Source organism: Bacillus cereus group sp. BfR-BA-01524, assembly GCF_022662595.1.
Classification (GTDB): Bacteria; Bacillota; Bacilli; order Bacillales; family Bacillaceae_G; genus Bacillus_A; species Bacillus_A thuringiensis_S.
In genome coordinates this window covers 105,366-131,754 of the sequence record NZ_JAKUDW010000002.1, presented here as the reverse complement: position 1 = coordinate 131,754, position 26,389 = coordinate 105,366, and the positions used below count along the sequence as shown (strand labels likewise).

Below are 26,389 nucleotides of genomic sequence, written 5' to 3'. Positions count from 1 at the left end.
GCTTGAAATCCAAAAACTTTACCTCCATTTAAATAGTTACTCCATTTATTATATCTTGTTACTTCATTTTAAACATAATTGTGCTCAAATAAAAATAAACCTATCAGTCATAATGGACTGACAGGTTTATTTTTATAATTTCGTACGAACATTCCAAAGCTCTGGGAAGAATTGTTGATCAAGTACTCGTTTTAAATAAGAAACACCGGAGGATCCACCTGTTCCCATTTTATGTCCAATAATTCGTTCTACTGTTTTCATATGACGGAAACGCCATTGTTGTAGCCAGTCTTCAATATCAATCAATTTTTCAGCAAGCTGATATAAATTCCAATATTTTTTCACATCCGCATACACTTCTAACCACGCCGCTTCTACTGTTGCATCTTCTTCGTAAGGTTGCGTAATATCACGGTTTAACACATCTTTATGAATAGGGAATCCTTCTTTTACTAATGCTTGAATTGCGACATCATATAGACTTGGTGCATGTAGCGCTTTATGAAGTCGTGCATGTAATTCTGGATCCTTTTCATAAATTTTTAATGCGTGTGGCGTTTTATAGCCAAGTGCATACTCAATCATACGGTATTGATACGATTGAAAACCTGAAGCTTGACCGAGTGAATCACGAAACTCAATATATTCTGATGGTGTTAATGTCGCTAGAATATCCCAAGATTGAATAATTTGAGACTGAATTTTTGATACACGTGCTAACATTTTAAAAGCTGGTTGTAATTTATCTTGTTTAATAGATTCAATCGCCGCATTTAGCTCATGTAAAATGAGCTTCATCCAAAGTTCACTTGCTTGGTGAATAACGATAAATAACATTTCATCATGATGGTCCGATAATCTTTTTTGAGAAGATAGTAAACTATCTAATTGTAAATACTCCCCATACGTCATATTCTCTTTAAAATCCGTATGAATCCCTTTTTCCATAATTACTTTTTCATTTTCTTTCATATTAGCCAAACGCCCCTTTTATATGATTCTACTTATATTGGTCTAATAACGGCTCGAACTGGACTTCCATCTGCATCAGTTAATGCAAGTGGTAATGCAATAAGTTCATAATCACCGTCTGCTACATGATCTAGTACGACATTTTCTAAAATATGAATTCCATGTTTAAATAATTGATGATGCGCTGCTAATTCTTTATCATCTAGCGGATCAACTGATGGTACATCTACTCCGATTAAACGAATACCTTTCTCTGAAAGAAACGACGCTATGTCTGCACGTAAATGAGGGATCACATTTGGAAATTCTTCAGCTTTTCCATGTGAAGATGTACGTAATAATAATCGTTCTACACCTTCTAAATGAAAGCTTTCTAATTCCTTTTTCCCGATGCTTTCAAGATTAGAAACGTCAATAATCCGTGCTGGGCCAACATACACTTGAACATCTAAATCCAATACTTTCTTTCCATCATTATCAAAATGAAATGGTGCATCAATATGAGTGCCTGTATGAATACTCATCGTTAACTTTCCGACATTTACCGAGCCACTTTCTTCTTTTGACCATGAAACTTCATACGAGAACGGTGTGTCTCCTGGCCACGTTGCAATATTATTATTTAGCGGTTGTGAAATATCAATCCATTCTGATGTTTTCATACTTATGCCACAACCTCTCGCTTATTTTCAAACTGCTTATACTCTTCATTTTCCATAATTTTCTTTAATATTTGTACAGATTTCCACACTTCTTCGTATGTGTTATATAAAGCGACTGGCGCGAGTCTCACTCCATTTGGTGCTCTAAAATCTGGGATTACTCCATTTGCCTTTAGCGCTTTACATATACGTGCTGCTTCTGTATGCTCTAAATAAATGTGCCCGCCTCGTTTTTCATCCTCTAATGGATTTCCAATTGTAAATTCGAAATCTTTTAATTCATGTCCAATTAAATTCAGCATGTACCTCGTAATATGTAAAGATTTCTCACGTAAACGCTCAATACCAGCATCCTTGAAAATTTCAAGTGAACCAATTAATGGTGCTGTACTTAAAACGTGAGGTGTACCAATTTGATAAGCACCTGCATGATCAGCCGCTGTTAATGTATGCTCCATATCAAACTGCTTATCTTTTCTAGAACTAAACCATCCAGACAACCCTGGTAGTCTATTAAAATGTTTATTATTTACATAAATTCCTGCAACGCCACCCGGTCCTGCATTTAAATATTTATAATTGCACCAAACAGCAAAATCGACATCCCAATCTTTGAAATGATGCGGAATAGATCCTATTGAATGGCATAAATCAAATCCGATATGAATGCCGCGTTTATGAGCTTCCGTTGTTAAACGTTTCATATCCAGAATTTGACCACTTCTATATAAAACAGAAGGTAATAAAATTAAAGCGATATCATCTTCCATCGCATGAATAATATCTTCTTCAGAAAGTGTTCTACCATCTCGGCTTTTCACTCTTACTAGATGCTCCTCTGGATCTAATCCTTTTAGACGAATTTGACTTTGAAGTGCATAAATATCTGACGGGAAAGTTAATTCATCCGCAAGTATTTTTGTACGTATTCCTTTTGGTTCATAAAATGTCGCAATAACTTGGTGTATATTCGTAGTCGTAGAACCCGTTACAATAGTTTCTTCGGGTAAAGCTCCAATAAGAGGGGCTGTAAGTTTACCTAATTTCTCTGAAAGAAAAAACCACGGGTGCTCACCTTCTGTCCAGCCGTCAATTCCATAGTCTTTCCAAGAATCTAGCAACGTAAGTAATGATTTCTCTGCTCTTTTTGAAAGTAGCCCTAATGAGTTTCCATCTAAATATATAGTACCTTCTTTTTTATAGAATTCAGTTTGAAAATCTTTCAGTTCATCATGTTTATCACATTCAAGCGCATACTCATAAGTTGGTTGAAATGGTTCTTTATACATGGTGTCACCTTCTCTTAATTTTCTTTTTATTCTAACTAATTGAAATATATCACCTTAATTGATATAACGTCAATGATATTATGTCAGTTGACTTTATATATGAACTTCTTTTACAATACAGTTATATTTTCAGACATTTCAGTATAAAGAGGTGGTTCTTTGAAAAACTCTACTCTTTCATCAAGAAAACACCGCTCCTTAGAAACGAAGAAGAAACTATTACACTCTGGTTACACTATTTTTATAAATAACGGATTTCAAAAAACGACAATTACACAAATTATTAAACATGCAGAAACCGGTTACGGCACAGCATATGTATACTTCAAAAACAAAGATGATCTCCTAATTAGTTTAATGGAAGATGTTATGAATCGTTTTTATAATATCGCTGAGCGCTCTTTTTCTCCACAAACAAAAGAAGAAGCACGTATAATGATCCAAAATCAAGTTAGAGCATTCCTGCAATTAGCAGATGAAGAACAAGCTATTTTGCAAGTTGTAGAAGAAGCGATAGGATTATCAAGAGAAATACGTCAAAAATGGGATGAGATTCGGGAACGTTTTATAACAAGTATTAAACAGGATATTACATACTCTCAAGAAAGTGGATTAGCACAACCTAATTTAAATAAAGAGATTGTAGCACGCGGTTGGTTCGCGATGAATGAATCGTTTCTTTGGACTATTACGCAAAATGATAAAAAGATTAACTTAGAGGAAATTGTGTATACGTTAACGGAGATGTATACGACCGGGTTATATAAATAACACACCTTCAATAAGTAAGGTGTGTTATTTTACATCTATAAAAATATATTATCTGGGTATGGTAGTGCTAAAGTAGGCTTTTCAGAAAATGAGAAATATTGTAGTTTTAAAGATTCACCATCTATCGATTTCAGTTTTCCACTAGTAATTTCACATTCAAACACAACAACAATATATTCTACTTGATCGCCATTCGGATATATATGACGGAACCTTTCCCCTCCAAATACCCCTTTTTGTTTTTTTACTTGCACTTTCAAACCCGTTTCTTCCCACACTTCACGAACTACCGCTTCTTCTGGAGTTTCACCAAGTTCAATTGCTCCAGCTGGCAAACTCCAGTATTCCCCGCCAGGATATTGAAACAAAATATCTCCCTGCCCATTTTTTATAACAGCAGCTACACTTGGCATGAATATTAGTTCATGTCCTAATTGCTCACGGATTTTTTTATAATATAGCGACATTGACATACAATTCTCTCCTAACCTATTAATAACTGTATTTTCTGATATTAATTGTATAATATTCTTAATACAAACTACTATATAGAAAGGATAAGAACATGTCACAAGAAAAACTTGTAAACAAGTTTCTATCGTTTTTAGGTGCTACAAAACAACCTACTAGCTTAAAGTTTTTAAATGAGCTTATTAAAGCTCATCAAGAAAAGGTAAAGTGGGAAACGCTTACTAAAATAATTGACTGGGAAAAGGTAATGAAACAGAGGATTATTTTCCTTACATTGAGACATACATAAACCGTATTACAACAAAAGGTCTCGGGGGTACTTGTTGGACGCACTCAATTGGATTCCATTGGTTATTATCAAATCTTGGTTTTAATGTTCATTATATGTATATGGATCCCGGACATTTATGCTTACGGGTTAACTTAGACCAACCTTATTATGTTGATGTTGGTTATTGTGCACCCTTATTCCAAGCTTACCCACTTTATGAATCATTTCAAGTAAGTACTGTAAGAGAAACTTTCACTTATCAAGTATCAAATAAGGAAATTCATATTACTAGAGATCCTGGTCCAACAAAAACCTTAATTACAGAACCGATACAATTAACAAGTATGAAAAAATAAATTATAAAATCTAATGATTGGCGTACATCTCCTGTATTAAAAAAGATTCAGATTTTCGGTTATGTTGACAGGGTCCCAACTTCTATTAATGGGAATGTATTAAAGCAATATTTCGCAGATGAGAAAATGGAACATATCCTTAGCACTCCTGAACTTACTTATTGGATAACAAAAAAGTTTTGTATTGATAAAGAAATATATGAAAGAGCTATTAAGATTTTCAATGAAAAATCTTCAAACAGTAAAAGCGTTACTCATGAGATTGAGTAACGCTTTTACCTTAATATATTTTTAATATCAATCTTCTTTATGATAAGCAGCTTCTACACATTCTGCTAGACGTTCCATTTGTTCCATAGTTAAACCTCGTGAAATCCAGCCTGTTAACTTATACATCATTTTATAATAAAAATTACTAGGTTCATATTCTGAAATTAATGTTAGTGCTGTACCTTCCTCATCTTCTTCTAACATATAAGTCATTGCTGAATATCCTTGCTTCATTTCACTACCAAGTGAAATAATATGCGGTGCATCGTATTCAAGGATTTCTACTTCAGCCTCGAATATTTTCTTACCGACTTTTTGAACAGTAATATATTTATCTCCTACACGTGGATTCTCTTTATCCATATTTGAAGGATAGCGATTTTCTATTATAAACGTATTCCATTCTTTTATTTTTTCATCTTCTATTATGTAGTCACATACAATATCCAATGGTGCTTTTATTACTATTTCAATTGCAAAACTCATTATACTGCCCCTCTCAAATATCCTATCCATTTCTATTTTAACTAAATTATTATGCCATATTTTATATAGTGAAATACAAGTAGAATTTTAACTTTTTATTGTGAGGGGGATTCAATAAATAATCACTTTTTATTAATTCAAAAACTTATTCATACAAAATATTTTATTAAAGATACAACAATTAAAAACAAAGCCACAAGTAGTAAAGCAATCCCTATACTTCTATTTTCTTTTTCGTTATTTTTTAAATTTTGCACACCTAAGTTAACTAACATAAACCCTAAAAGCGTTTGTAAAATTAGTACACTCTGTTTTGAATCATCATTCCAGCTATAAATAGAATATCCCATTACAATTATTGCAAGTAAAATCGTTAAGATCCTATTCATACAAAAATCCCTCCTATTTAAAAAGAAGCCGCTAATTTTCCTTAGCGGCTGTATTAACATTCTATATTTGCAAAATTACTTTTTATGAACTTGATATAAGTCCAAAGAATTTCCTAGCCAATATAACGATGTATGTTAACGCACTTCTTCTTTATTTAGTCTACTTACAATCCCAACTATAAATTTATATTCACTCCTCCTCTTCTGAACTTTTTTAAACCCTTCTTTCGTATCAAAAATAAAACACGTTTTCCGAAACCAAATACGTACGTATAAAGACTCAAAATAAATAGGTTTTATAATTCCTCGTTCTTCAAATTCAGTTCCATCTTTATTTTCAGTTTCCGTTCGAACAAACCACTTATTCCCGATTCCAATTTCAATGTACTTCACACACTAACCCCCATTTGGAAATTTCCCTTCTAACAATTCTATTATTTCCCCGGTAAGCGCACATTCCGACAGAACATGAGCCCACAAAGAAAAAGTAGATTACAAAAATCTACTTTATAACTTATATTTTTGCATTCGTTTATAAAATGTACTACGGGGTGCATCTAATAGTTTTGCAGCTAATGAAACATTTCCGTTTGTCTTTTGTAATGCTTCAATCATGCTATCACGCTGTATTTTTTCGCGGAAATTCAATGTGTGTTCGGTTTTATTTTCAACTTGTAACTCAAGTTGTTGTTGATTTCCCATCATTGTTTGTATCAAAAGAGCGACTTGTTTTTCGCATATTTCCCGTCCTTGCGACAAAATGTAAATGCGTTCTAATGCATTTACTAGTTCTCGAATATTTCCGGGCCATGTATGTTGTAAAAATTGATTGCAAATACTCTTCGGAAATACAACATTCCAATTCTTCCGTTCGCAAAAGTGTTGTATAAAATATGGGATATCCTCTTTTCTTTCTATTAACGATGGAACATATAACGGATAAACGTGCAAACGATAATATAAATCTTGACGGAATTCCCCTTCTTCTACTAACCGTAGTAAATCTTTATGTGTGGCAGTAATAATACGAATATTTACTGGTACCTCTTTTGAACTTCCTATTGGAGTTATTGTACGTTCTTGTAAAACACGCAATAATGCTACTTGCATCTCTGGTGGTACTTCACCAATTTCATCTAAAAATAATGTTCCTCCATTCGCTTGTTCAAATTTCCCTTTATATCCTTGACGTCGCGCACCTGTAAATGCCCCTTCAGCATAACCGAACAATTCACTTTCCATTAATTCTTTAGGCAAAGAACCGCAGTTAACAGCTATAAAGGGCCCGTCTTTTCTTGGACTATTTTCATGAATCGCTCTCGCGACATATTCCTTTCCTACTCCTGTCTCACCACATACATACACACTAGCATCAGTCGGTGAAACAAGCTTAATTTCTTCTAGTGTGTGTTGAAATGCTTTGCTTGTCCCGGTAACTCCTGGAAAAGTAATTCCTTTTATAAATGTGAAAGCAGAATATGTATTCATTTGTTTGTTTTCCTTTAAATACATACATTTCCCGATCATTCTTTCATTACTATATACTGGTATCTCTAATCTAATTTCCAATCCATGGTGCATTAACTCTTCAAGTTTCATTCTTGACCAATTATTTATTCGTTCACGAACGCTCTTACTCGCAGAAACGATAACATCACGATGATTACAAATAACTACTTGTTCATCACTATCAATGACATCTAAAAAACGATGAATTAAGTGTAATTCATTTTGATGAACTCTTATGCTACATTCACGTTCTATCGCATGTGCAATTGAAGTTACCATACCGAGCATATATGGATGCGAAAATTCAATTGGGCAGGAGAAATTTAAAACACCAATTAATTTCCCGTCATCGTTATGAATGGGAGCAGCCGCACAACTCCAGCTATGAGATGCCACGGAGTAATGTTCAGTACCACTTATCATAATAGCTTCTTCAATTTCTAGCGCTGTTCCAATTGCATTTGTGCCAACAGCTGCTTCCGTCCATTTTACACCTTCAATAAAATTAATATGTTTCGCTCGCTTTAACGTTTGTTTATTTCCACTTAACGATAGAACATAACCATCTGGATCGATTAATAATGCCATCATTTGTAGTTCATCAATGGTTTTTCTCATATTTTGTATTTGAGGGATTGCGATATCTAGGAAGATTTCACTCTTTTTCTTTTGATCTTGAAAAATATTAGAAGACAAAATTTTCTGACCTTTATTCATGTGAGGATTCACATTTCCTTGTTTACATCGATGCCATGACTCTGAAATTCTTTCGTTTATACGGTTCGAATCAAGGACTCCTTCATTAATAAACTTTTTCCATGTATGTAAGTAAAACGGTGAAGCTAACATTGTATCATCTCCCTATTCATTGTTTTGGAGATCTGTAAAAACATACTTTTATTATAAAACTGAATAAAAGCGTTTTCAATAAAACTAGAAAGACGACACAAATATGTTAATAATTTGAATATCTTAATGCACTTCTTTTTTCTTTTTTAGTAGCACTATATTTTGTATAATGGAAGCAAAGAAAATACATAACCAAAACCACTTTTGTGGATTACCGTTTATAAAGAAAACAATCACGGCTATTGCAAAGACAATAGTGGATGCTAAACTAAAATATAATTTTGTTTTCATTCCTATTATCCCTCACCCCTCTATTACTTTACAGTACATACTAACTCTTCATTTTTCATCTCTACTATGTACTCCTGTAAAACATATTCTTTCCCGCCATGGTTTTCATACCATTCATGTATTCTTCTAATATGCCTCTCGTCACTTCTAATTTTCAATTCTATTTCTTTATACTGTTCATAACTATCATATTCCCATATGGCAAATACTTCAGACGTACCATTCTTATTATCTTTCATCCAGCGTCCTATTAGCTTAGAACCATGCTTTAATTGATTAGGTAAATTCGTGTTATTGAAATGATCATTAAATACTTCTATGAATTCATTTTTCACTACATAGTACTTCCTTCTGTAAAACATACTTCTTCACCTCTTTTATGAAAAGTATCAGTAAACCTTCCCATCACTACCGTATTATAATACTTTCCGTCCGATAGTCTTTTGTCATTTTTCAAAACGCCTTCTACTTCAAAACCTAATTTTTTATAAAGATGAATAGCTTTCTCGTTTGTCTCTAATACTTGTAAAGATATTTTATTTACTGCATTTTCGTCAGCCCATTTAATAGATTGTTGTAATAGGCTCTTACCCATTTTATATCCCCAAAACTCTTTTAAAATGCAAACGCCAAACTCCACTTTATGAGATAATCTCTTAAAATTTGATCCTTCACACCTTGAAAATCCAACGATTCGATTGTGCACTTCTGCAACTAAAAAGAGATTCTTCGTCTCTTCACTATCTGTTTTTATTATTTTTTGAAATCCTAGATTATCTATAAATCCCTCTCCAGCATCTCTATCCATATTTTCAGTTTCTCCATCAATCTGAACTCTAATTTTCGATAACTGGTCAGCATCTTTCTCAGCTGCAGAACGAATTGTATAAGTTAATCCATTTATATGAAACTCTTGCTCTTTTACAATCATGTCAAACTCCTTTCAAATGAATATAATGGCGCTATTACAACTTGTTTACCTTGTTTCTCAAATTCCTGAACAGTTTCTTTACTAGCCTCTTCGTCAGTTATAATAAGGTCAATTTCTTTTAGAGACTCTCCTCTTATAAAACAATCTATTCCAAGTTTATTATGCGGGGCTAAACAAATATTTTTTCTAGCAATTTCACTTACTCTTTTACTAAAATAAGCAACTTCAGGTGTTGCAGTACTAATACCTTGTAATGAAATGCCTCCACCTGTAGAGAAATAAAGATCAATAGAAAATCTACTTATCAATTCAGAAGCAAGTGTATCAGTAATATTCCCTGAAGGTTTTACTTTTCCGCCAATTAAATACGTATCAATATTCTTATATTCTCGTAGATAACCAGCTATTTCTATAGAATTCGTAATAACCGTAAATGATATTTCCGGTAAATATTTCAGCATCGCATTATGAACGGAAGCCCCACCAATAAAAATCGAATCACCTTCTTGTATATAAGATGCTGCAACTCTTGCGATTGTGTCCTCATATATTGAACTATCACTATAACGCTTAGCTGGTTCCACAGCTAAGTTTCTCACTCGTGCAAGTTCAATTGCACCCCCATGGGTTCTTTTTAATAACCCTTCCTTCTCCATAATAGACAAATCTCTTCTTATAGAATCAATAGACATATCAAATCTTTCCGCAAGTTCCTTTGCGATTACTCTTCCATCTGTATTAAGTAGTTCTAAGATTCTCTCTCGACGTTCTTCAGTAAACATGTTATCACCACCGTTATTGAAGATTCAGAAATTTAAACTTTATGTTAATTATATGCACGTTTCTTCCGTTTCACAATATTTTCAATCCTTTTCCTTCCGTTTTTATGCAGTTTCCCCCCCTTTTTCCATTTTATTAACTCAAACACCGAATAAATGTACATTTGCATATTTTACTAAAAGGCTTCTACTTATTTCCTTATTGTTGTAAAATTATTCCTATGTTTTACTTTTTAATACAGAAAGGAATTACTATGAACTCTTTAATTAAAGTAACTTGTACAGCATTATTATTTACAGGAATATTAACAGGATGTAATAGCAATACTTCACAAAAACAAGAAAAGAGCGCTCTCAAAAAGAATGCAATGCACTATGGAGAAATAGTTAAAAACGAATACTATAGAGCGACAGTTGAGAATGCAAAGTTTGAAAAAATAGACAAAGAGCGGCGCCTTACTACTCGTGTTATGATTAATAATGTTCGAGACGATGGACAAACTATTGATCTTTCGGAAATAAAATATTTCATACAAGATGAAAAAACTGGTGAGAAATATGAAGGTGAAGCTCATCCGATAGATGACGAGCACTATAAAAATGTTCCACACGAATTCTCTTTAACTACTGACATTGTGTTTGAACTGAAAACTTCACCAAAAGATTTAAATAATATGTATTTATACATAGATAGCAAAGCTGCGCCGTTAACAAATACATATTGGAAGCTTGATAATTTAGTATCTAAATAGAAAGACCAGTCTTAAATGACTGGCCTTTTTATATTCATACATTTACCTTTCATTAGCACTTATATTAATTTTCTAATAACAACTTGAATAACATCAGCTAAACCAGTGTGCCCTTTCCCTTCAACTCGCTCTTGTTCTCCATTAAAAAAATGAATTACCTTATGTTCTTCACACCAAGTAAGGATATCAATTGGATCATACAGCATATCAACATCTTTTGGTCCACCAGTACTATAGTTTATTTGTTTTTTTGAGTAAACTTCAAACATAATTAATCCACCAGGCTTTATCGTTTGTATCATTTTACCTAATATCATTTTTTTATAATCATCATGAAAATGTCCAAATACCATAATTGCTGCATCATATTCATTTTCTGGCAAACTATCAGCTAATAAATCTACTTTTTTTGTATGCACGTTTACGTTATGCTTCTCTGCCAATTTTTTTGTCTTTTCTAATCCATCTTCCGAATAATCAATAGCTGTTACTTCGTTCCCTTGTCTTGCTAGAAATACAGCATTTCTACCTTCTCCCTCCGCAAATGCTATTACTTTATTGTGATTTGCTAAACGAAATGCTTGTTCTTTAATAAATGTATTAGGTTCTTCCCCGTAAAAATATTCATCTGATTTATATCGATCATTCCAAAAATTATTCATCATCTTCTCTCCTTCTACATATCATTTTCTAACTACAATTAAAGATATTAAAGAGCCTTTTTATCCTTAATTAATTTAAAAATAAAAGCAGATTAAAAATCCACTTTTATTTTTTTCGCAAGATCTACGATTTTTTGATTTCTTAACTCTTCTTCCATTTTCTCTTCTGCTGCGAGCATTGCCTCATTAATTAAACATCCAGGTTTGTCATGTAAACAACAGTCAAACAATGATGTTTTCCCTTCAATTGCATGTATAATATCTAAAAATGAAATATCTTCCCAATTCTTACTAAGCGAGTAACCGCCCTTTGGACCAGATGATGAATGTATCATCCCTTCCTTTGTCAACTTAGTTAGTATTTTAGACAAGTACGTTGGTGAAACATTTTGCATTTCTGCTAATTGGTGAACACTAACTAACTTATTTGGTGTGGCCTTTGCCAGAAAAAGCATTGTATGAAGAGCATAATTTGTAGCTTTAGAATATTTCATAGTACAGCTCCTATTGTAGACTTCATGTATCTACAATAACTTTATTTTTTTATTATGTCAAACGTTTGTAATACTCCATACAACATTATTTCTTCACAAGTAATACATCTGCTGCGCAAATCGTCACTTCTCTAAATGGAGAGTCAAATAAAACACCTAGTTCAAAACCATCTTCAGTAAGAGCTATTTCATGATATAGCCACCAAGCACTTTCAAAGTTTTCCGGCATAGAACACTTTGTTACTCCTATAAAGGTTACTTCAAGTTTATCAAATTCACTAAAAGTACCACTGCAATCTAATACGATAGACAAAGTATCTTCTGATTCTCTCTTTATTACTTTCATTACACTATCGTGTAGTGATGTCTTGTGTAACTGAGCGACATTTGACGGAAGTTTTTTCTCAATGGAATTAAAATATTCTACGTATGATTGATCTAATTGTGCCACTCTTTTCTCATAATCTGTTGTCCACTCTTGCATACGTTTTTTCAGTTCACCTGATGGGTATTCTGAATTAATTGTTATGTTTTGTATAATTGAGTATATCGATTCAGGAAGGAATTTTAATAAATCTATTTTCCTTTCCTCTATTTCTTCCTTTAAACTTTGTATATCCATTTCCGACCATTCTTTTATAGACTCTATAAAACTTACAAATTCTAAAACTTGCATTTTTTTATACCATTCTCTTGTAAAATATTTCAATGACACCTCTCCTAAAATATCTTTACATCCAGTAAAAGCAATACATTCACTTATTATATCATTCCAATAACCATTTTTTCTAAAGAAATAATGTAAAAATGTAAATATTCCGCCTATTATTTCTAAAACTTCAGAATATTTACAAAAGTATAAAATTAGAATACATTTTAGCTGTACAAGATTCACCTGTACAAAAATTTAAACAAAAAGGGATGGTTATATGTTGAAGAAATTAGTAGCAGGGACATTAGTAGCGGGTTTTGCATTAACTGGAGGACTAGGTGCAGTAAGTGCTGAGGAAAAAAGTAACACAATTAAGTCATTTGATTATTTAAAAGTGGATGAACAAAATGTTAATTCATTTGCAAAATTAAGTGATCAGGATAAGAAAGATATCCAAATTACTATGGTATTACCTAAGCAAAATGAAAATGGAGATTGGCTAGCTTATGGTTTTACTAGCCGAGAAACATTGGATGCGTATATTGCAAAGGATAAAAAAGCAATTAAAAATAATATTAATCCTTTAGGTAGCGGTGCTGGTAGTACTGATTTTTACGAACATAAAGATAAAGGTGGTCAATATATTTACTGGAGCAGCGGCTTTAAAAACTTACCATCTAGCTGGAATGACAGAATTTCTTCTGTAAGTACAGCCTCACCTTCTGCAAGTTATTCAACGACACTTTGGGAGCACACTTCAACACAAGGATATGGAAAAGGTGTTATATTTAAACACGCTGATTGGTATGGTAAAACTGCTAATTTAGCTCCTGATTGGAACGATATTACTTCAGCGATTGAAATTAAATAGTAATAAGATATTTAATTTCTTCTATAAAAATTCAAACCACTATTCTCTCTTTCATTTAGAGAATAGTGGTTTATCATATTTCCATTTAAGCATGTACAGCATGTCCTACCGCTTGCATTAACGCTTCATGAATTGCTTCTGATAAAGTAGGGTGTGCTGCAATATAATCTCTCATTATATCAGCGGTAACTTCTGTATGAATCATTACGGTTCCTTGACCAATAAGTTCAGTTGCATGAGGACCGATAATAGAAATCCCTACAATTTCTTGGTATTTAGGTTCTACAATGACTTTTACTTTACCTACTTGTTCTCCTAAAATAAGAGCTTTTCCGTTCGCTGTAAAAGGAAATTCTCCGATGAGAATATCACCATATTGTTCTCTTGCACCTTTTTCACTTAACCCGACACTAGCTATTTCTGGAGTTGTGTATATACAACGGGGTACAGCGCGATAATTTACTTTCACGTCTTCTCCGCTTGCGTGTAATGCTGCTGTCGTTCCTTCATGGAAGGCAACGTGAGCAAGCTGAATTCCACCGATCACATCACCAGCTGCGTAAATATGCGATATGTCCGTTTGCATATGTTCATTCACAGCAATCCCTTTATTTGAAAACTGAACTCCTGCCTTTTCTAATCCTAATTGTTGCACTCGTGGTTTTCTTCCTACAGAAACAAGAACAAATTCTGGAGTTACTTCGTGAGTAATCCCCTCGTATTCAAATGAAGCTTGCTTCTTATAGTTATTTAAACCTTTTAAAACTGCTCCCGTAAAAATTTTCACCCCATCTTTTTCTAATTTCTCTCTTAAAGTATTCGCGATATCTTCATCTTCACCAGGTATTAATTGCGGTGCCATCTCAACTATCGATACTTTTGTGCCAAGTCTACTATAAATACTTGCAAACTCGCATCCTATTACACCACCGCCAACGATTAACAATGAAGATGGTACACTCTCAAGAGACATTGCATGGCTACTATTTAAAATCCATTTTCCATCGAACGGAGCGAATGGTAATTCTGTAGGCTTGGAACCAGCTGCGATAATAAAGCTCTCTCCATCGATTAATTCTTCTTTACTTTCTTGTACAACTCGCACACGATGATCCGTTTCGAATTTCGCTTTTCCTTTTACAACTTTAATTTTATTTTTCTTCATTAAATATTGTATTCCTTGGACAAGTTGCATTACGATTTGTGATTTCCTCGCCTGTATTTGATCCCAATCAATTGAGATATTTTCTGTATTAATCGTAACTCCATAAGCATTCGCTTTTCTCACAATGTCATGTACTTCAGCACTTTCTAACAGTGATTTCGTCGGCATACACCCAACATTTAAACATGTTCCACCAAGGTCAGCTTCATCAATAAGAGTGACATCTTTGCCATTTTGAGCCGCGGTAATCGCTGCTACATAGCCAGCAGGTCCGCCCCCAATAACAACTAATTTACCCATTCTCTCACCTTCTCTTTATAAAAGAATTGTTATAGGTTCTTCTAAATAATGTTTAATTGTGCGTAAAAATGCAGCTGCTGGTGCACCGTCTAGTACACGATGATCGAATGTTAAACTTAAAGGTAACATACTACCTTTTTTCAATTTTTCCCCTTTATATACAGGAACATGTTCAATTGCACCTACACCTAAAATACCAGTTTCAGGTGTATTTAATACCGGCGTAAAATATTCAATACCAAAGCTACCTAAATTACTAATTGTAAATGTCGTTCCGTGCATATCATCACTACTTAAGCTACCTGCTCGTGCCTGTTGTGCCACATTCTTAATCTCTTTAGACAACTCTACTAAAGATAAATTATTTGCAAAGCGAATAGCTGGAACGACTAACCCTTTTTCTAATGCGACTGCCATGCCTAAATGCACATGTTCAAATTGATGAATTGCATCATCTATATAAGCGCTGTTCATTTCTTTATGCTCTCCAAGTGCTAATACAACAGCACGCGAGACGAAATCCGTAATGGTTAATTTATTATCATATCTTTTTTGTACAACTTCCGTTATTTCTTTATGTAAAGCAACTAAATCTGTTACATCTACTTTCATCGTTAACGTTAATTGTGCACTATTTTGTAAGCTTGCGTGCATACGATTTGCGATTGCTTTACGCATACCAGTAACAGGAATCGCTTTACTTTCTTCTTGTTCAGATATTTCCGGAACGTTTACTCTTACCTCAAGTGCTTTTAATACATCTGCCTTTGTAATCCTTCTGCCAGGACCTGTACCAACTAATGCCTTGATATCCAGATTTTCAGACTTTGCAATTTTCTTCGCTACAGGTGAAATTTTAATTCTTTGCTTCGATACTTCTTTCCCATTTGCTTCTTGATTTTGTACATTTTGTACTTCTATATTAGATGTTTTTTCTTCTACAACATGTGTGCTTTCCTGCATTTCTACTTTTTCATTCGGTTTACCGATGTAGCAAATTACAGTACCAGGCGGTACTCCTTCATCTTCACTTACAGCTATATCAAGTACCGTACCATCAGCTGGCGCTTCAATTTCTGTTTCAATTTTTTCTGAGTTAATACTAGCGATCAGTTCTCCTTTTGCTACATTATCGCCTGCTTTAATATTCCAGCTCGTAATAATACCTTCTTTCATCGCCATACCTAACTTCGGCATTACAACTTCTACAGCCATGTGTCTCTCTCCCTTCTCATCGTTTTATTACACATGTAATAAAGATTGGTCTCCGATCATTTCTGATACAGTTTCAATTACTTTTTCTGGCGTTGGCAAATACAACTTTTCAAGTGGTGGTGAGAACGGAACAGGTGTATGTGGTGCTGTAATTCGTTTAATAGGTGCATCTAACAAATCAAAACCTTTATCCGCTACAATTGCCGCAATATCTGTTGCGATACTACATCTAGGATTCGCTTCGTCAATGACGATAAGACGATTTGTTTTTTCAACAGATGATAAAATAGTATCTTCATCAAGCGGTGATAAAGATCGTGGATCAATTACTTCTACTTCAATCCCCTTTTTCGATAATTGCTTTGCAGCTGCAAGCGCTGTATGAACTTGCTTTCCGATTGCGACAATTGTTACATCAGAACCTTCCCGTTTAATATCTGCTTTTCCTAATGGAATTGTATAGTATCCTTCTGGCACTTCACCTTTCATATTGTAAAGTGTTTTATCCTCAAAGAAGATTACTGGATCATCATCTTCAATTGCCGCTAATAATAAGCCTTTTGCATCATACGGTGTGGAAGGAACAACAACTTTAATACCTGGTATGCTCGTAAATAATGCGTACAAACTTTGTGAATGTTGAGCTGCTGCACTAAAACCAGCGCCATGCATCGTACGTACTGTAACGGGTACTTTTGCTTTACCTCCAAACATATAACGGAATTTCGCACCTTGGTTTAATACTTGATCAAGACAACTACCGATAAAATCATTAAACATTAATTCAGCTATCGGACGTAACCCAGTTGCTGCAGCTGCCATCGCAGCTCCCATATAACCCGCTTCAGAAATTGGTGTATCCAATATACGATTTCGGCCAAACTCTTGTACAAGTCCTTTCGTAACACCAAGAACACCACCCCAAGCTTCATCATCTTGCAGATGATCAACTTGTGCACCGCCTGCAACATCTTCACCTATTAAAATTACATTTTCATCACGACGCATTGAGATTTTCATCGCTTCATTAATTGCAGTTGACATACTTACTGTTCTAGTCATAATTTTTCACCCTCCTCTTATTTGTAAGAAACGTATACATCTTTTAATAATTCTTCATCGTCTGGGTATGGACTATTTTCACTAAATTCAATGGACCTTTGTACTGCATCATCTACTGCTTTTTCCATATCAACAAGTTCAGATTCCGTTAATAAACCTTCATGAATTAAATGTTTACGGAAATTCACAATTGCATCTTTTTCATTTAAATGTTCTTCTTTTTCTTCTGATGTTTTATATGTTTGCGCTTCACCTTCGAAATGACCATAATTACGATATGTCATACATTCAATAATTGTTGGACCATCACCATTACGCGCATGTTCCACTGCTTCTGCAGCAGCTTTATATACAGCTAAAAGATCTTTTCCATCTACTTGAACACCTGGAATATTATAAGCTTTTGCGCGATCAGCAATAGAATCACAACTTGAAGCATATTCAAATGTAGTTGCTTCACCGTAACCATTATTTTCTGCAATAAAAATAACTGGTAACTTCCAAATCGCCGCTAAATTAACCCCTTCATGGAATGTTCCTTCATTATTTGCTCCGTCACCGAAGAAGCAAACACTTACATCTTTTGTTCCTTTATATTTAGCTGTTAATGCTGAACCGCAAGCAAGTGGGAAACCCCCGCCTACAATGCCATTCGCACCAAGCATTCCTTTATCTAAATCGGCAATATGCATGGAACCGCCTTTACCTTTACATAATCCTGTCGCTTTCCCGAAAAGCTCAGCCATCATACCGTTTAAATCACAACCTTTTGCGATACAATGTCCATGACCTCTATGTGTACTTGTAATACTGTCACTATCCGTTAAGTGGGCACATACACCAACTGCTACCGCTTCTTCACCTGCGTATAAATGAACGAAACCTGGCAAAACGCCTTGCGCGAACAATTCATGCACCTTATCTTCAAACTTACGAATTTCTAACATTTTTTCGTACATCCAACGAGCTTGTTCTTTCGTAATTTCATTCCCTTTACTTTCAGTTGTTTTTAACATGTCCAGCCCTCCTATTTTCTTGTTCGTCTTTTATATTGCAAGTATTGTGCCAATTTTGAATCCTTGATTTAATAGGTTTTCTCTATCTTTTAACAATAAAAAAGTGGACAAAATGAGACGTTTGTCTCGTTTTGTCCACTTTTGTTCCCTTAATAAGAGAATTGTTACTTTATTCATTATCAAAGCTCTTCTGTAATTTTCGGATGTAAATAATTTGACCAATATGATATGCATTATGAGTTGTTACATTCGCTAGCACTTCCCACCACTTTGCAGAAACAGGAAATCCCACTACATCACTTTCAACCTTTTCTTCATTTATGAGGTTTTGCCATTGTAACAGTTTTTCTAGTAGTTTTTCCCGTAATTCATCGAAAGTTTGATTATCTGAGAGCATAAAACTTTTGTTATTATCTCCTATAGCGGGTACTGCATTCACATTTGATTCTTTATACCTAGTTTGCCACGTAGAGTTCCAATACAGTAAATGTTGTACGATTTCAGCTATACTATTACTCTCTTCATTCGGTTTCCAGAAAGCTTCCCTCTCAGATAAATCCTTAACTGCATCTGAAAATGGCATATACCAACTAGGATCATTTGCATTCGCTAATAGCTGATCTGCTAATACATCTTTCACATGGACCATTTTTCTCCCTCCTGTTAAAAAGATTCATTTCATGACAAGACTCACTTCTCTAAATACGCTGAGTTTGTAAGATTTCCTCTTTTTAAACGCAATCCCATACATATGCACATAAAGAAACTGAAAGCACCTAATCCATAAGCTGCTGTATAACCACTTTCCCCAATAATCCAGCCCGCAAGTCCTGGTCCAATCATTTGACCAACTGCATAGAAAACAGAAATAAAACTAATTGCCATTGATACATATTTCCGAGATACTTGCTTTGAAGCTGCAACTTGGATTAATAAAAGTATACCTCCGAGGCTAGAACCCCAAATAATTGCCGACACGATAAAACCAACTATATTTCCAAATATAATTGGAACCATATCACCTATAACAGCTAATAAAAGCGCAATACATAAACTCTTCTTTATACCTATCCGATCCGAAATAAATCCCCAGCCAGGTGCTCCTGCTATTGAACAAATACCAGCAATCGCATAAACAGTTCCCGAAATTGATGCTGAAATACCACTATCAATCATAAAACTAGTTTGATATAAATTTGGAATTAAATATACAACACCAACAATAAAATACATCCATGCTATGATATAGAGCTCTTTCGTTTTCCATAAAAACGATTTATTACCCTTTTTTTTCTCATCTTCAGTAACTTCTGGATTTTTCAAAACAACTGAAGCGGCGAATACAACGATACATGTAATAACTCCAAACAAAAACCATGCACCATGCCAACTATACTCAGGAAATGTGTGCACTACATAAGGAACAATTATTCCACTAAATAGCATACCTATACCTGCACCGCTTAATAACAGCCCCATTACAGTTCCTCTTTTGTCTGGAAACCACCCTACCGTTATTGACATGAGTGGTGTATATACAAGAGCACTACCAGCTCCAGCACATAGCATACAAAAAGCAACTATCCAAAATGAAGAAACAAACGCTAATCCCATTAAGCTTATAACGACGAACCAACTGCCTATTAATAAAACTGATTTTGCGCCAAAACGGATAGTAAATATTCCAGATGTTCCTACAGTTAATAAATAACCTAAAAAAAGTATGGTTCCTAGCATACCTGATTGAGCCGTAGACAAGTGAAGTCCTTCCTGCATAAATGGCAGTATTATTCCATATGCCATACGGGCGAAACCAGTTGTTGTTATAATAAGAAAGATTCCTATTAATACAAATATCCAAAAATGACTTTCATTCCGCTCTTTCATTTAAATTCCTCCATAAAAAATTATTTCCAATTGGATGTTGATTGTAATTATAATGATTATGACAAAATACAACTACCAAATGGCGGAGGAGTTTACGGTATAACGGATTTTTAATACATACGCAAAATTTCAGAAGGTTTCATTCCATATTTCTTTTTAAATGACTCTGAAAAATGACTAATATTATTGTATCCAACAGCAACTGCCGTTTCGGTCACATTACTAGTTCCCGAACGTAATAAAAGCATTGCTCTTTCCATTCGCTGTTCTCTTAAATATGCAAATGTGGACGTACCAAATAATTCTTTAAAACCAATTTTTAATTTATAATCATTTAATCCTACTATTTTAGCCAATTCTAATAATGATGGGGGTGACTCTATTCTTTGAAGTAAAATTTCTTCAGCTTGTTTTATTTTATTCAAATCCTTTTTGGATAATTGACTCCTTTTATTTGCGTCACGATCATTAAGTAATACTTTCCCAAAGTATATAGAAAGCAATTCGAGCGCTTTGCTTTCTATTTCGAGTTGATTAATACGATCCTTTTGGGGATTCTCTAACATTCTCTTAATAATATTAGATGTTAGGGAATCAATGGGGGTTTGAAACTTTTTAAATGATTGATTTCCTATTATAGTATGAAAATCATGACTTTTTTCAATAGCGTAATTTAGCATGAAATGATTAAACAACTGTACAGGAATTCCAATTGCTAATGAATATAGTGGAGTTTCTTTTTCATATTCAAATAGAACTTCAAAGTCATTCATAAAATATAAATAGCTATTCCCAACCATTAATTTATTTGTGGAGTGACCAACTTGTACTTCCCCGGATCCTTGTAAACAAAAATTAAGTTCCACCATTGCTGCATCCGATGCAAATTGAATGCGATGGTTTTTATGAAACTGATAATTTGATAGTACTATTTCCATCCCAGAAAACGAGCTCCACCTTCGCACTTCACCCTTACCTATTGTTTTTGGCACATACATATATCTTTCTTCTACAACTTGTAACCCATGAAAATATTTATTAAAAATGTCATGAAAACTGTTAGTCTTCATGAAATCCACACTCCTTTTATATACAAATTACAATCAATTGATAATCATTTTCAATTATAACAAATATTTTTATACAATAAATAGCTTTTACCTTTATATCTCGTTATGATAAAAGAAAAAGAAAGCGAGTCGACAATGAATAAAAAAATTGCAATTATTACTGGGGCTTCAAGTGGATTCGGCCTATTAACAACGCTTGAACTTGCAAAAAAAGACTATTTAGTCATTGCTACAATGCGAAACCTAGAAAAACAAGGAACCTTACTATCTCAAGTTACTAAGCTCAACTTACAGCACAATATAAAAGTTCAACAATTAGATGTAACAGATCAAAATTCTATACATAATTTCCAATTGTTTTTAAAAGAAATTAATAGAATAGATCTCCTAATAAATAATGCAGGATATGCAAATGGGGGCTTTGTAGAAGAAATCCCAGTAGACGAATATCGAAAGCAATTTGAAACGAACCTTTTTGGAGCTATATCAATCACTCAGCTTGTTTTACCATATATGAGAAAACAAAGAAGCGGAAAAATCATTAATATAAGCAGCATTAGCGGCCAAGTTGGATTCCCTGGCTTATCTCCTTATGTATCTTCAAAATATGCATTAGAAGGCTGGAGTGAATCGCTTCGCTTAGAAGTAAAACCTTTCGGGATAGACGTCGCTTTAATTGAACCTGGTTCTTACAACACAAATATATGGGAGGTTGGTAAACAACTAGCTGAAAACCAATCTGATACAACATCTCCTTACAAAGAATATATGGATAAAATACAAAAACATATTAATAGCGGTAGTGATACATTTGGTAATCCGATAGATGTTGCTAATAAAATTGTAGAAATTGCTGAATCTAAGCGTACAAATTTACGATATCCAATCGGTAAAGGTGTGAAATTTATGATCTTTGCAAAAAAAATTCTTCCTTGGAGATTGTGGGAACACCTTGTTTTGAGAAGCTTTAAGAAAATGTAATAAACTTTTTGAAAACTATTTTGAAAGAGGTGCTAATTAAATGTTAGGTTTACCGCATGGGAAAGTGTTTTTAGTGCCGTGGACTGAAGAATGGGAAATTGAGTTTATGAAAGAGAAACAAATCATTGAGGAACAAATTGGCGAACATATTTTAGCGATACACCATATTGGTAGTACTTCTATTCCATATTTAAGTGCAAAGCCAATTATTGATATAGCAATAGAACTAAAAAATAATGCAGTTGGCATACAATGTATCGCAAAGTTGGAACTACTAAATTATAAATACAGAAAAGATGTCTTGCCTGAAAGATACTATTTTAATAAAGGAGAGCCACGAACTCATCAAATTCATATGTATGAACAAGGAAATAAATATTTAATAGAACAATTACAATTTCGAGATTACTTAATAGACAATAAAACTGCTCGTATACAGTATGAACAGTTAAAAATTCAACTTTCACAAGCTAATCCTACTGATAAACATAAGTATGCGGAGGACAAAACAAATTTCATTACATTCATACTAGCTAAAATAAATGATTGAATGAAGAAGACCGAATTTCATACACAGAATAAGAAACCATGTATTCCTAAGTAAATGGTTTCTTATTCATTAGTTATCTCATTATTTGTACTATCAATTTTTTATTATACAGCAGGTGGAACGAAATAAAATAGTATTGAGAGCATCAATATAAGTGCAACCATTCCCGTTATTGAAAGTATATACTCTTTTGATTCTCTATCATACTTCCATTCCATCCATGCTCTTAAAGTCCAAGATATTCCTAAATAAGTGAACATGACATAAGCCATTTTAGAATTTTCAAATTTAAACATATAATAACAACTACCTATTACATAAATAATAATAAGCCCTATTTCTAATTTTACATGTAAACTATTCACATGCTTATATCCAAAGAAGCCTCTTTTCTCCATATTCAATTTTTTTCTTAAAAACTGTTCTAAAAAGTAACCACCTATACCTAGTCCAATAATAATAATCAAAATTGTAGAGGTCCCCATTGTTATCCACCTCCTATTCCTTTATTTATTTTTAGAAATAAAGTGGACTATATTTCGGTTATTCTCTTCTAAACAACTTACAATTCCTTCAGGATATGTTGGTTTCTCCTTTAATTCGTCTAGACTTTTCCAAATTAATATAATATCCTCATGCTCTTTATGCCTTATTTCATTTGTAATTATCTCTTCAACCGTTCCCCAATGTATGAATGTACAATGATGTCCTATTTCGTTGTTCCATTCGAAAATATTCTCATTTACAGCGGCTAGTTCTTGAACATCAATCTTCAAATCGTATTCTTCCATTAATTCTCGTATTATTGCTTCTTTTGCCGTTTCACCAAATTCAATAGAGCCACCTGGAAAACGATAAAATGTTTCTCTTAAATCACATTGTACAAGTACTTTAGAATGATTTTCATTTAAAATCATTGCTTCAGCACGTAATTTAGCCATTTTCATTTTTTCTCCCCATTCATTCCACATATAATTAAATCCAATAGCTATAAAAGAAAAGGTTAACCATAATTCCTGTTATTACTAATAGTGGAACCGTTCCTAAAGAAATGATATATTCCCTCGATTCTTTATCAAATTTCCACTCCATATATGATTGAAAGCAGTATAAAGTTATTAAAAATAAAATAGGTAAATTACTAATATAAACGGGATTTAAAGTAGCACATATCATCGTAACAATTATATAAGAAACGATCAGAGCCCTAGTGCCCCATTTATGAGAGTGGTTTACATATTTACTATTCCAGTCTGTTTGTTTCGGTATATTTAGTTTTTTCCTCACTACTTTTTCCAAAACAACTAAGGATATAATCCATACTATTAATAAAATTCCTTTAACCCAAAACAGTGATGTTTCCTCCTTTACCTTTTATCAGGTTGATCACTCGGATACGTGGCATTCTCTTTATTTTCAACGTCCCAACTAATTATAGTCGCACTATCACGTCCGAATTGATGATGAACGTGCTCTAATACATGATGAACACTTTTTTCAAGTTTTTTATTATTTCTATTCATATTATTATACAGATTTACTGGCGTTTCATATCGGCGTTCCCCGCATTCTAATACTCCATCTGTCACCATTACAATTCGGTTCTTTCCAGTACGTAATTCACGAATACCTGATGAATAACAAGGAACAGGTAAATCAAATGTGTTTACATTTCCAATCCATTCGTAAAAATGACGTTGATTTAATGCATATTGTCCTAACTTATGTAACTCTTCATGAAATACATACACTAAACAATCACCAATAGAAAGCCACCATATATAATTCTCTTTTCTTACACATAGTAAGCAAGCTGTTTCACCTTGTATTCTTTTGCACTTTTCCTTAAATGAAGATGACTGAAAAATTGTAAGTATATGATTTTCAACAGACTGAAATACTGTATCAATTGGTTCATTCAAAATTACGCTTATATTTTCATATTCTTTTTCGATTGTATTTACTACTAAATCAACACTTTCTGCACTATTATGTCCATCTAATATAGCTGCAAATTCCCATTCACCATTTGACCAAACTAATGCACCATCTTCATTCTTTTTCGCTCCAGCACTTATATTCCCGCCATATTTACCAAGTACAATATCACCATATTGCTTAACTGAAATTTCTCCTAAACATATTTCTATATTTCCAACCCATGAATATTGTGTATTATTTGTTGTATGCATACTCATTTACCATATACTTACGTATTCTTTCGCATAGTTTTTTTATTTTCTCTTCATCACCATATGGTGCACCAGTCCATTTCGCTACTTCGGTTGGTGACCAAAATTCTTTTGGTGTATTGGGATAACGTGGAATAATGTGCATATGCATATGTGGTACACCATTTCCTGAAACAAAAGTGTAAATATGCTCTGCACCTTCGCTTTCTTTTAGCGCTTTACTTACTCTACTTGTTATAAGTCCGAACGCTTTCGCTTCTTCATCTGTTAGTTCAGCAAGGCCAGGTACATGTCTTTTTATATCTATCATTACATAACCTAGGTATGTTTCTTCACTATCCCAGTAGACATGTCCAACGTAAACGAGTTCATCTTCGTAAATAGCTCCACCTGGAACTATAATATTTCCTTTATGTTTTTCGCAAATGAAACAGTTTTGTTCTATTTGATTGTTTGTTGACATATCCATCACCTTCCTTTTCATATATAATAGCACAAAAAAAGGAAAAACAGGTTTAGTATTCCGAATTTTCATTCTTTTGATACAACAATTTTTGAAATGAATTTACATCTCATTATTTCTTCAAAAACGCAATCCCAATTATAATCCCAATCACAATTCCGATTACTAAATTATTTGTAAAGTGCCCTTGAAATACACCGATTACAACCCCTATACCGACACCTATTGCCAAAGCATCATTTCTTTTTTTATTTTTAGCCAAAATTGCATCTCCTCCCATCATTTCTCCCTAAACAACATGCAATCACTTAAATGTATTAATATACGCACTATCTCGCTTGAATCTTTTCAAAAAATGCACTTTAACTTCATATATAATATTTTCCATTTTCTGTACATACTCCTTTTATAATGAAAAAATTTCAAGTAACCATTAAATATATATAGGCATTTACTATAAGAAAGATCCGTAATTTATTGAAGGAGGAACGATTCAAATGCATCCTCATTGGAATCCAAATATAAATCAACAGTATGTTTATTCCCCCCATCCTGTAAGGAATACATTGCATCATGATTCACAATATATGATGCAGCGCATCGCTAGCCTTGAAAGTCAGTTAGCTAAATTAATCTCATTAATCGAAGAAAATAATCAATTAATTAAATCCATGGAACAACAGCAAAACCAAGTTTGTGCACCAGCTGGAGGTTCTGTTATCGTTCGTATGTAAACTGGATGCAATAAAAAACACACTTTG

At 33.6% G+C, this 26,389-nt stretch carries 35 protein-coding genes and 1 pseudogene; 7 read left to right on the top strand and 29 right to left on the bottom strand.

Annotated elements, in window-relative coordinates:
• Positions 1 to 132: 132 nt before the first annotated feature.
• From kynA to kynU, 3 genes are read right to left on the bottom strand one after another with little or no spacing between them, the layout of a single operon-like run.
• A complete protein-coding gene (kynA, locus tag MR170_RS01605) occupies positions 133 to 972 on the bottom strand; it encodes a tryptophan 2,3-dioxygenase (protein ID WP_000661957.1) in 840 nt (279 codons plus the stop codon).
• Between the two features lie 32 nt (positions 973 to 1,004).
• Positions 1,005 to 1,634: an arylformamidase gene (gene kynB, locus MR170_RS01600; protein ID WP_016081330.1), complete on the bottom strand. Its 630-nt coding sequence runs from the start codon at positions 1,632 to 1,634 to the stop codon at positions 1,005 to 1,007.
• Between the two features lie 2 nt (positions 1,635 to 1,636).
• On the bottom strand, positions 1,637 to 2,923 hold the full coding sequence (gene kynU, locus MR170_RS01595) for a kynureninase (protein WP_242306920.1): 1,287 nt from the start codon (positions 2,921 to 2,923) through the stop codon (positions 1,637 to 1,639).
• Between the two features lie 159 nt (positions 2,924 to 3,082).
• Here kynU and MR170_RS01590 point away from each other — a divergent pair, with 159 nt between their 5' ends.
• The gene (locus tag MR170_RS01590; protein ID WP_048564767.1) at positions 3,083 to 3,694 is read left to right on the top strand and encodes a TetR/AcrR family transcriptional regulator; all 612 of its coding nucleotides are present in this window, start codon (positions 3,083 to 3,085) and stop codon (positions 3,692 to 3,694) included.
• 35 nt (positions 3,695 to 3,729) lie between these two features.
• On the opposite strand, the gene MR170_RS01585 is transcribed toward MR170_RS01590, so the two are convergent.
• Positions 3,730 to 4,167 carry an NUDIX hydrolase gene (locus MR170_RS01585; protein WP_016081327.1) on the bottom strand — a complete coding sequence of 146 codons (438 nt, stop codon included), beginning with the start codon at positions 4,165 to 4,167 and terminating at the stop codon, positions 3,730 to 3,732.
• A gap of 92 nt (positions 4,168 to 4,259) precedes the next feature.
• On the opposite strand from MR170_RS01585, the pseudogene MR170_RS01580 reads away from it, so the two are divergent.
• Positions 4,260 to 5,062: pseudogene (locus tag MR170_RS01580) on the top strand (arylamine N-acetyltransferase).
• Positions 5,063 to 5,089: 27 nt separating this feature from the next.
• Here the strand turns inward: MR170_RS01580 and MR170_RS01575 are convergent.
• The 8 genes from MR170_RS01575 to MR170_RS01540 form a co-directional block, all read right to left on the bottom strand.
• Positions 5,090 to 5,548 carry an SRPBCC family protein gene (locus MR170_RS01575; RefSeq protein ID WP_043935593.1) on the bottom strand — a complete coding sequence of 153 codons (459 nt, stop codon included), beginning with the start codon at positions 5,546 to 5,548 and terminating at the stop codon, positions 5,090 to 5,092.
• Between the two features lie 149 nt (positions 5,549 to 5,697).
• Complete coding sequence (locus MR170_RS01570; RefSeq protein WP_242306918.1) at positions 5,698 to 5,937, bottom strand: DUF3953 domain-containing protein; 240 nt, start codon at positions 5,935 to 5,937, stop codon at positions 5,698 to 5,700.
• A gap of 135 nt (positions 5,938 to 6,072) precedes the next feature.
• Positions 6,073 to 6,330, bottom strand: coding sequence for a DUF3977 family protein (locus MR170_RS01565; RefSeq protein WP_048564769.1), 258 nt, complete (start codon positions 6,328 to 6,330; stop codon positions 6,073 to 6,075).
• A 114-nt stretch (positions 6,331 to 6,444) separates the two neighbouring features.
• Positions 6,445 to 8,295: a sigma-54-dependent Fis family transcriptional regulator gene (locus tag MR170_RS01560; RefSeq protein WP_242306916.1), complete on the bottom strand. Its 1,851-nt coding sequence runs from the start codon at positions 8,293 to 8,295 to the stop codon at positions 6,445 to 6,447.
• 123 nt (positions 8,296 to 8,418) lie between these two features.
• Positions 8,419 to 8,586: a hypothetical protein gene (locus MR170_RS01555; protein WP_242306914.1), complete on the bottom strand. Its 168-nt coding sequence runs from the start codon at positions 8,584 to 8,586 to the stop codon at positions 8,419 to 8,421.
• Positions 8,587 to 8,609: 23 nt separating this feature from the next.
• Positions 8,610 to 8,948 (bottom strand): NIPSNAP family protein, encoded by a 339-nt coding sequence (locus MR170_RS01550; RefSeq protein WP_242306912.1) that lies wholly within the window; start codon positions 8,946 to 8,948, stop codon positions 8,610 to 8,612.
• The gene (locus MR170_RS01545) at positions 8,921 to 9,517 is read right to left on the bottom strand and encodes a GNAT family N-acetyltransferase (protein ID WP_000635672.1); all 597 of its coding nucleotides are present in this window, start codon (positions 9,515 to 9,517) and stop codon (positions 8,921 to 8,923) included. Before MR170_RS01545 ends, MR170_RS01550 begins: the two co-directional genes overlap by 28 nt.
• Positions 9,514 to 10,299: a DeoR/GlpR family DNA-binding transcription regulator gene (locus tag MR170_RS01540; RefSeq protein WP_088023584.1), complete on the bottom strand. Its 786-nt coding sequence runs from the start codon at positions 10,297 to 10,299 to the stop codon at positions 9,514 to 9,516. Before MR170_RS01540 ends, MR170_RS01545 begins: the two co-directional genes overlap by 4 nt.
• 251 nt (positions 10,300 to 10,550) lie before the next feature.
• Between MR170_RS01540 and MR170_RS01535 the strand changes: the two genes are divergently transcribed.
• Entirely contained in the window at positions 10,551 to 11,048 is a 498-nt protein-coding gene (locus MR170_RS01535; RefSeq protein ID WP_016081320.1) for a hypothetical protein, read from the top strand.
• A gap of 59 nt (positions 11,049 to 11,107) precedes the next feature.
• Here MR170_RS01535 and MR170_RS01530 read toward each other — a convergent pair whose 3' ends face one another.
• The 3 genes from MR170_RS01530 to MR170_RS01520 form a co-directional block, all read right to left on the bottom strand.
• Entirely contained in the window at positions 11,108 to 11,713 is a 606-nt protein-coding gene (locus MR170_RS01530) for a class I SAM-dependent methyltransferase (RefSeq protein WP_029442524.1), read from the bottom strand.
• An 89-nt stretch (positions 11,714 to 11,802) separates the two neighbouring features.
• Positions 11,803 to 12,204: an Rrf2 family transcriptional regulator gene (locus MR170_RS01525; protein WP_000877649.1), complete on the bottom strand. Its 402-nt coding sequence runs from the start codon at positions 12,202 to 12,204 to the stop codon at positions 11,803 to 11,805.
• An 85-nt stretch (positions 12,205 to 12,289) separates the two neighbouring features.
• Positions 12,290 to 12,913, bottom strand: coding sequence for a DUF4085 domain-containing protein (locus MR170_RS01520; protein ID WP_029442525.1), 624 nt, complete (start codon positions 12,911 to 12,913; stop codon positions 12,290 to 12,292).
• 220 nt (positions 12,914 to 13,133) lie between these two features.
• Here MR170_RS01520 and MR170_RS01515 point away from each other — a divergent pair, with 220 nt between their 5' ends.
• On the top strand, positions 13,134 to 13,727 hold the full coding sequence (locus MR170_RS01515) for a hypothetical protein (protein WP_016081317.1): 594 nt from the start codon (positions 13,134 to 13,136) through the stop codon (positions 13,725 to 13,727).
• A gap of 85 nt (positions 13,728 to 13,812) precedes the next feature.
• On the opposite strand, the gene lpdA is transcribed toward MR170_RS01515, so the two are convergent.
• From lpdA to MR170_RS01475, 8 genes are all read right to left on the bottom strand, one after another.
• The gene (lpdA, locus tag MR170_RS01510; RefSeq protein WP_242306903.1) at positions 13,813 to 15,192 is read right to left on the bottom strand and encodes a dihydrolipoyl dehydrogenase; all 1,380 of its coding nucleotides are present in this window, start codon (positions 15,190 to 15,192) and stop codon (positions 13,813 to 13,815) included.
• 15 nt (positions 15,193 to 15,207) lie between these two features.
• Positions 15,208 to 16,407 carry a 2-oxo acid dehydrogenase subunit E2 gene (locus tag MR170_RS01505; RefSeq protein ID WP_029442527.1) on the bottom strand — a complete coding sequence of 400 codons (1,200 nt, stop codon included), beginning with the start codon at positions 16,405 to 16,407 and terminating at the stop codon, positions 15,208 to 15,210.
• A gap of 27 nt (positions 16,408 to 16,434) precedes the next feature.
• On the bottom strand, positions 16,435 to 17,469 hold the full coding sequence (gene acoB, locus MR170_RS01500; RefSeq protein WP_043935606.1) for an acetoin:2,6-dichlorophenolindophenol oxidoreductase subunit beta: 1,035 nt from the start codon (positions 17,467 to 17,469) through the stop codon (positions 16,435 to 16,437).
• Between the two features lie 17 nt (positions 17,470 to 17,486).
• Complete coding sequence (acoA, locus tag MR170_RS01495; protein ID WP_226606705.1) at positions 17,487 to 18,485, bottom strand: acetoin:2,6-dichlorophenolindophenol oxidoreductase subunit alpha; 999 nt, start codon at positions 18,483 to 18,485, stop codon at positions 17,487 to 17,489.
• A gap of 30 nt (positions 18,486 to 18,515) precedes the next feature.
• The gene (locus MR170_RS01490) at positions 18,516 to 18,662 is read right to left on the bottom strand and encodes a hypothetical protein (RefSeq protein WP_016081313.1); all 147 of its coding nucleotides are present in this window, start codon (positions 18,660 to 18,662) and stop codon (positions 18,516 to 18,518) included.
• Positions 18,655 to 19,134, bottom strand: coding sequence for a DinB family protein (locus tag MR170_RS01485; protein WP_000233794.1), 480 nt, complete (start codon positions 19,132 to 19,134; stop codon positions 18,655 to 18,657). Before MR170_RS01485 ends, MR170_RS01490 begins: the two co-directional genes overlap by 8 nt.
• Before the next feature lie 41 nt (positions 19,135 to 19,175).
• Positions 19,176 to 20,372 (bottom strand): MFS transporter, encoded by a 1,197-nt coding sequence (locus MR170_RS01480; protein WP_242306901.1) that lies wholly within the window; start codon positions 20,370 to 20,372, stop codon positions 19,176 to 19,178.
• A 110-nt stretch (positions 20,373 to 20,482) separates the two neighbouring features.
• Complete coding sequence (locus MR170_RS01475) at positions 20,483 to 21,442, bottom strand: helix-turn-helix domain-containing protein (RefSeq protein ID WP_242306899.1); 960 nt, start codon at positions 21,440 to 21,442, stop codon at positions 20,483 to 20,485.
• 135 nt (positions 21,443 to 21,577) lie between these two features.
• On the opposite strand from MR170_RS01475, the gene MR170_RS01470 reads away from it, so the two are divergent.
• Entirely contained in the window at positions 21,578 to 22,423 is an 846-nt protein-coding gene (locus MR170_RS01470) for an oxidoreductase (RefSeq protein WP_242306897.1), read from the top strand.
• 40 nt (positions 22,424 to 22,463) lie between these two features.
• Entirely contained in the window at positions 22,464 to 22,973 is a 510-nt protein-coding gene (locus tag MR170_RS01465; RefSeq protein WP_029442531.1) for a GrpB family protein, read from the top strand.
• A 104-nt stretch (positions 22,974 to 23,077) separates the two neighbouring features.
• Here the strand turns inward: MR170_RS01465 and MR170_RS01460 are convergent, their stop codons facing one another.
• The 6 genes from MR170_RS01460 to MR170_RS01435 all read right to left on the bottom strand — a co-directional run bounded on the left by MR170_RS01460 (position 23,078) and on the right by MR170_RS01435 (position 25,908).
• Entirely contained in the window at positions 23,078 to 23,458 is a 381-nt protein-coding gene (locus MR170_RS01460; protein ID WP_029442532.1) for a DUF4181 domain-containing protein, read from the bottom strand.
• Between the two features lie 21 nt (positions 23,459 to 23,479).
• Positions 23,480 to 23,920 carry an NUDIX domain-containing protein gene (locus MR170_RS01455; RefSeq protein WP_242306894.1) on the bottom strand — a complete coding sequence of 147 codons (441 nt, stop codon included), beginning with the start codon at positions 23,918 to 23,920 and terminating at the stop codon, positions 23,480 to 23,482.
• Between the two features lie 28 nt (positions 23,921 to 23,948).
• Positions 23,949 to 24,272, bottom strand: a complete 324-nt coding sequence (locus MR170_RS01450) for a DUF4181 domain-containing protein (protein WP_276575531.1) — start codon at positions 24,270 to 24,272, stop codon at positions 23,949 to 23,951.
• A gap of 68 nt (positions 24,273 to 24,340) precedes the next feature.
• Entirely contained in the window at positions 24,341 to 25,165 is an 825-nt protein-coding gene (locus MR170_RS01445; protein WP_242306891.1) for a PP2C family serine/threonine-protein phosphatase, read from the bottom strand.
• Complete coding sequence (locus tag MR170_RS01440) at positions 25,149 to 25,649, bottom strand: HIT family protein (protein ID WP_003291689.1); 501 nt, start codon at positions 25,647 to 25,649, stop codon at positions 25,149 to 25,151. The genes MR170_RS01445 and MR170_RS01440 overlap by 17 nt, the downstream gene beginning before the upstream one ends.
• Positions 25,650 to 25,740: 91 nt before the next feature.
• Positions 25,741 to 25,908: a glycine zipper domain-containing protein gene (locus MR170_RS01435; RefSeq protein WP_000508401.1), complete on the bottom strand. Its 168-nt coding sequence runs from the start codon at positions 25,906 to 25,908 to the stop codon at positions 25,741 to 25,743.
• Between the two features lie 217 nt (positions 25,909 to 26,125).
• On the opposite strand from MR170_RS01435, the gene MR170_RS01430 reads away from it, so the two are divergent.
• On the top strand, positions 26,126 to 26,362 hold the full coding sequence (locus MR170_RS01430) for a hypothetical protein (RefSeq protein ID WP_016081307.1): 237 nt from the start codon (positions 26,126 to 26,128) through the stop codon (positions 26,360 to 26,362).
• The last annotated feature ends 27 nt before the right edge of the window (positions 26,363 to 26,389 follow it).